Below are 6000 nucleotides of genomic sequence, written 5' to 3'. Positions count from 1 at the left end.
ATCCGGCCGCGCCGGTCGCGCCGGTCGCGCCGGTGACGCCCGCAGCCCCGGCCGCGACCGATCCGCCCGCGGCTGCTCTCAAACCGGCGCCGCCCACCAGCGTTCCCGCCCCGGCCGCGCCCAAGCCGCACTGATCCGGCGGTAACCGCGGCATCGACCCGCGGGCCACACCGCCGTCCCATCGTCCATCCGCCCGCTCCGGCCCGGCTGGGCGGGCCGCGCGCGCAAGCCGAATAGGCATAATGCCGGCAATGCCGAAACAGACGCCCCTGCCTTTCCCCGACGCTGCCCCGGCCGACGCCAACGCGTCCGCCGGCGAGTCCGCGCCGCCGCCGGCCGGTCAACCCGAGCCGGCCGCCGAGCGCGATCCCGGTGGCGCCAGCGCGAATCCGCTCATAGAAAACATGCCTCAAGCGTCCGTTCCGAACGATTCCGATCCGACCCCGACCGACCCAACCGACGCCGCCCAGGCGGCGCCGCCGGCTGCCGCCGAGTCCGCCAGCGGCTTCGCCGGCGCCGAGCCGCCAGCCGAACCGGTGCAGGCATCGGCCGATCCCGCATCCGGCCCGGCCGCCGAGGTTCACGCGCCGGTGCCGGACGAATCCGGCCCCGAAGCGACCGCCGCGGTGCCGGAAGCCCCCGCCGCAGCGCCGCAAGCCGCCGCCATCGACGAACACGACCCGGAACAACCCGAGCTGCCGATGGCCGCGCCGCCGCCCGCCGCCGCGCAAGCGCGCGCCGCCGGTCCGCGCCCGTCCGCGCACCGGCCGTGGTGGGCGCGCCTGCTCGGCCAGCTGATGGCGCCGTGGGTCACGCTGACCATCGAGCCCAAGAGCCCGAAGGAACACATCGCCGAGGAATGGCACGGCCGCCCGGTCTGCTATGTGCTCGAGGACTACGGCCTGTCCAACGCCCTGATCCTGGAGCGCGCCTGCCTGGAAAGCGGCCTGCCGTCGCCGCTGCAACCGCTGCCGGGCGATCCGCTCGGCCGCAAGCGCGCCTACGTCGCGCTGTCGCGCCGCAACGCCGGCGCGCTGGCGCCGGCCGGGCCGCCGTCGGCCAAGACACATTCGGGCTCGCTCGCGCGCCTGCTCGACGCGCACCGCGTCGATCCCGCGCTCGACGTGCAACTGGTCCCGGTCTCGATCTTCGTCGGCCGCGCGCCGGATCGCAGCAGCGGCTGGTTCTCGGTGCTGTTCTCGGAAAACTGGACCCTGGTCGGCCGCTTCCGCCGATTGCTGGCGATCGCCCTCAACGGCCGCCACACCATGGTGCGGTTCTCGCCGCCGGTGTCGCTGCGCGGCATCGTCAGCGAAGGCCAGAACGAAGGCCTTGAGCCCGAACGCACGGTGCGCAAGCTCTCGCGCGTGCTGCGCACCCACTTCCGCCGCATCCGCGCGGCGGTGATCGGGCCGGACTTGTCTACCCGGCGCATGCTGATCGACCGCGTACTCGCCGCCGATCCGGTCAAGGAAGCGATCGCCGACCAGGCCCGCCGCGACAGCGGCGACAGCGCCGAGGCCTGGAAGAAGGCCCACGCGATGGCGTACGAAATCGCCGCCGACTATTCGCATCCGGTGGTGCGCTCGGCCAGCTTCCTGCTCACGCCGGTATGGAACCGCATCTACCGCGGCGTGCTGGTCCATCACCTGGACAAGCTCAAGCAGGATGCGCCCGGTTTCGAAGTGGTGTACGTGCCGTGTCATCGCAGCCATCTCGACTATCTGCTGCTGAGCTATCTGCTCTACACCAAGGGCATCGTGCCGCCGCACATCGCCGCCGGCGCCAACCTCAACTTGCCGGTGGTCGGCACCATCCTGCGCAAGGGCGGCGCGTTCTTCCTGCGTCGCAGCATCCGCGGCAGCGCGCTGTATTCGGCGGTGTTCTCCGAATACGTGGCGCAGCTGGTCGCGGGCGGTTACTCGATCGAATACTTCATCGAAGGCGGGCGTTCGCGCACCGGCCGTCTGCTGCCTCCCAAGGGCGGCATGCTGGTGATGACCGTGCGCGGCTTCCTGCGCCAGCCCACCCGCCCGGTGCTGTTCCAGCCGGTCTACATCGGTTACGAAAAACTGATGGAAGGCACCAGCTATCTCGACGAGTTGTCGGGCAAGCCGAAGGAAAAGGAATCGATCTGGCAGTTGCTGTGGGGCATTCCCAAGGTGCTGCGGTCCAACTTCGGCCAGGTGGTGGTGAACTTCGGCGAGTCGATCAAGCTCAACGACCTGCTGAGCGAACACGCGCCCGAATGGGACGGCCGTCCGGTCGATGAAGACGACAAGCCGCAGTGGCTGTCGGACACGGTCGATGCCCTGGCGGAAAAGATCCAGATCAACGTCAACCGCGCCGCCGACGTCAATCCGATCAACCTGCTCGCGCTGGCGCTGCTGTCCACGCCCAAGCATGCGATGGGCGAGGCCGACCTGCTCGCGCAGATCGCGCTGTCGAAAACGCTGCTGGCCGAACTGCCGTATTCCGACCGCGTCACCGTCACCCCGCACACGCCGCAGGAAATCGTCGCCCATGGCGAAGAGATCAACGTGCTCGAACGCATCGCCCATCCGCTGGGCGACGTGCTCGGCGTGGACGGCGAAGACAAGGCGGTGTTGCTGAGTTATTTCCGCAACAACGTCCTGCATCTGTTCACCGCCGCCTCGTGGATCGCCTGCTGCTTCCAGCACAACCGGCGCATGAGCCTGGCCGGCGTGCTGCGCCTGGGCCGCAGCGTGTACCCGTTCCTGCAGGCCGAGTTGTTCCTGCCGTGGAACGAGGACGAATTCAGCCAGCGCCTGGCGCGCACGGTCGATGTGTTCGTGCGCGAAGGCCTGCTGGAGAAAGTCAGCGAAGACGATGGCGGCATCCTGGCGCGCAACGCCGGCCAGACCGACGAAGTGTTCCGCCTGCGCGCGATCGGCCATTCGCTGCAGCAGGCCTTCGAGCGGTACTACATCGCCATCAGCGTGCTGGTGAAGAACGGCCCGGGCACGATGTCGGCCGGCGAACTCGAAAGCCTGTGCCAGCTCGCCGCGCAGCGCCTGTCGCTGCTGTACGCGCCGGCCGCGCCGGAGTTCTTCGACAAGACCCTGTTCCGCGGCTTCATCCAGAAACTGCGCGAACTCAAGCTGGTATGGCCCGACAGCCAGGGCAAGCTCGCCTTCGATCAGCGCCTGGATACCTGGGCGAAGGACGCGAAGGTGATCCTGGGCCGCGAGCTGCGGCATACGATCGAGAAGATCAGTCCGGAGATGGCGGTCAAGCCGGCGGCGGCGGAGAACGCGCGGGCCGACTGAGGCGATCACGGCGAGAGGGTCTCAGCGCAGATCGAAGAGAAACGAGCGCATCGCCCGCTGAGTGCAGGTGACTCATGCATGGGCATGCGCTCTTTCCCCACGTGTCCCCGCATGATTTCTCCATCACAGGATCGTCGGCGGCAGCTGCGTACTTCGCCCTTATATTTCGTGATAGACATCACGAAAGTTTAGAAAAGCCCCTATAATTCCCGCGCGGATCGGTGCAACGCCGCCGCAAGGGATGTACCAATCACAGGGGATCAGTAATGAAGTCATTTGCGTTCTTGCGAGCGGGCTGCGCTGCGCTCGCGTTGTTGTCGTTGGCGGCCTGCGCGCCGAAAGCTTACGTGGTGAAAAATCCCGTGCCCTCGGATGTGCGTTACCACGCGCCGTCCAATGAGCCGACGAAATTGGCGTTCGTAGACAATCGCCCGGCGAGTGAACGCAACTTTCTCACCGGCACCTTGGCTTCGACCCTGATGGTCGACCAATCGCCCCTCGACCCTGGCGCGTTCCTGGTCCGCAACCTGCAGGCCGAGCTCACCGCGCGCGGTATCGCGGCGCAGGTTGGCCCGGGTCAAGACGGCGCGTTTCCGCGCATCGACCTCAAGACGTTCCGGATTCTCAATCATCGTCAGAACGGCTTTTCGCCGTATGTAACCTTCACCTACATCAGCGCCGATGTCGAAACCGCCACCGGCAAAAAGCGCCTGGGTGTGTTCGTCAAGCGCGGCAAGGTGCCGGTGTGGACCTTCGAGGAGATCATCGAGCCCACGCTCAATCAGCCGCTGTCGCTGGCGGTGAAGGAACTGGCCGCTAAGATCGGCCGCCACCTGTACGGCACCAGCGCCGACGATGCGGCGGTGGCTTCGTTGAAGGCGAAAATCGCCCAGCGCAACGACAACAGTTTCATCGACGTCTATGCCCTGGGGTTCACCAACAATCCCAATGCCGTCGAAACCTTGGTCGGCTTGACCCGCGACGACGATGAGTACGTGCGTATCGCCGCGATTTCGTCGCTGGGCAACCTGCGTGCAGAAGGTCAGTTCGAACTGCTGAAGTCGATCTACGGCAGCGCCAACATCTGGCAGGACCGGGCCATGGCGATCAAGGCGATCGGCGATCTGGATACCCCCGAATCCAAGGCGTTCTTGACCGAGCAGATGGCGCATTGGAAAGGCAAGGCGTCGGACAAGGACTCGAGCAAGGAAGCCAACTGGACCATGCAGGTCATCGGCCTGTATCTGTAACTCGGCGGTGAGCCTATGAACCGGGGCGCCGTCGCGTCGGCGGCGCCCCGATCCGCCGGGTAAGGAACCGGTTATGGCGTGGCGGTAGCCTGATACTCGTCACTGCAAGCCGGCAATTCCCGCGAGTTACCATGGCGAGACTCCGTCCCGGCCGTATTCGATGTCCGCCAGCACTCTCTCGAACGCTCCGCCTGCTGCGTCGGCCGATGCGTCGGTTCAGGCCGGCGCACAGGGCTCCGGCCCCAGCGCCTGGCTCGAAATCCCCCTGCTCACCGCGCGCCTGCTCTGGCGCCACTGGCCGGCGCTGGCGTTCTGGTTCTTCGCCCAGCGGGTGTCCTACAACCTGTTGATGGACTTGGCGGTCAAGCTCGGCGAGCGGTCGGTGCTGCTGTCGTTCGCGGCCTTGTCGCTGCTGATCGTGACCCAGCTGGCCGGGACGATCCTGATGTTCCAGTCGCTGCGTCCGTCGCTGCCGATGCTCGCCGGCGGCGCGACCACGCCCGACACCCAGGCGGTACGCAAGCAGTGGATCACCGCGCTGGCGATCGCGATGCTGCCGTTCTTCGCCTACTACGCCGGCTGGGGCCTGCTCGAAGACCTGCGCCGGCAGTTCCGCACCGAATACATCTTCAGCGTGTGGGACAAGGAAAATCTCAACCGCGTGCTGCAGCTCAAGGGGCTGTGGATCGCGCTCGCGGTGGCCTGGGCGGTGCGCTGGTTCAGCAAGCGCCGCGCGACCGCGACCGGTCACGCGGCCTGGAACGTGGTCGCGACCAGTTGCGAGGCCTATTGGGTGTTCGTCGGCGTGGCCGCGATCGCGCAGGTGATGTCGGCCGGCAAGGACTGGTGGCACGAGCGCGTGGTTTATGTCGCCGCGACCGACTGGTGGGAAAGCCCGACCGCGTTGTTCAAGACTCTGGCCCCGGCCAAGCGCACGCTGGCGCCGCTGTGGGATTTCGTCAGCACCGCCGCCGGTGGGGTGGCGTTGCCGCTGATCTGGCTGGCGATCACCGCGATCATCTACGGCATCGACCTGCGCCGCGCGCAGCGCCTCGACGCGGCCGACGAACATCTGGGCAAGGTGGTCGAGCGCTTCAAGGCGATGCACTTCACGCTGCGCATGCTCGCCGACAAGGCCAGCGCCGGTTGGAGCAGCAAGGGCGTGCCGGTGGTCAACAGCCTGCGCCTGGTGCTGCGCGCGGGCTTGCCGGCGCTGCTGACGCTGTGCGTGTGCTGGCAGCTGCTGTCGTATATCGACTCGTGGTCGTGGCGGCTGATGCAGCAGTGGGTCGGCCCGCAGGATCCGGATTGGCAGCGCGTCAGCGGGCAGATCTACGCGGTGTTTCTCAACACGCCGCTGTCGTTCCGCACCTCGTTGCTGACCGATGTACTGCGGGTGGTGTTGCTGGCGGCGACGTTCGATCGGGCGATCGCGCGGTTGCCGCGCAGCGCGTGAGTCA

At 67.1% G+C, this 6000-nt stretch carries 3 protein-coding genes; all 3 read left to right on the top strand.

What is annotated here, in order from left to right:
- The first annotated feature begins 404 nt into the window (after positions 1-404).
- The 3 genes from plsB (at position 405) to J7J50_RS04585 (ending at position 5996) form a co-directional block, all read left to right on the top strand.
- The gene (plsB, locus tag J7J50_RS04595) at positions 405-3290 is read left to right on the top strand and encodes a glycerol-3-phosphate 1-O-acyltransferase PlsB (protein ID WP_215062976.1); all 2886 of its coding nucleotides are present in this window, start codon (positions 405-407) and stop codon (positions 3288-3290) included.
- 410 nt (positions 3291-3700) lie between these two features.
- Positions 3701-4540 carry a HEAT repeat domain-containing protein gene (locus J7J50_RS04590; protein WP_215062978.1) on the top strand — a complete coding sequence of 280 codons (840 nt, stop codon included), beginning with the start codon at positions 3701-3703 and terminating at the stop codon, positions 4538-4540.
- Positions 4541-4700: 160 nt separating this feature from the next.
- On the top strand, positions 4701-5996 hold the full coding sequence (locus J7J50_RS04585; protein WP_215062980.1) for a hypothetical protein: 1296 nt from the start codon (positions 4701-4703) through the stop codon (positions 5994-5996).
- Positions 5997-6000 lie beyond the last annotated feature (4 nt).

The sequence above is a fragment of the Lysobacter sp. ISL-50 genome, from assembly GCF_018612875.1.
In the GTDB taxonomy this organism is placed as follows: Bacteria; Pseudomonadota; Gammaproteobacteria; order Xanthomonadales; family Xanthomonadaceae; genus Lysobacter.
The sequence above is the reverse complement of the archived record's forward strand: the minus strand, read 5'-3'. Positions and strand labels throughout refer to the sequence as shown.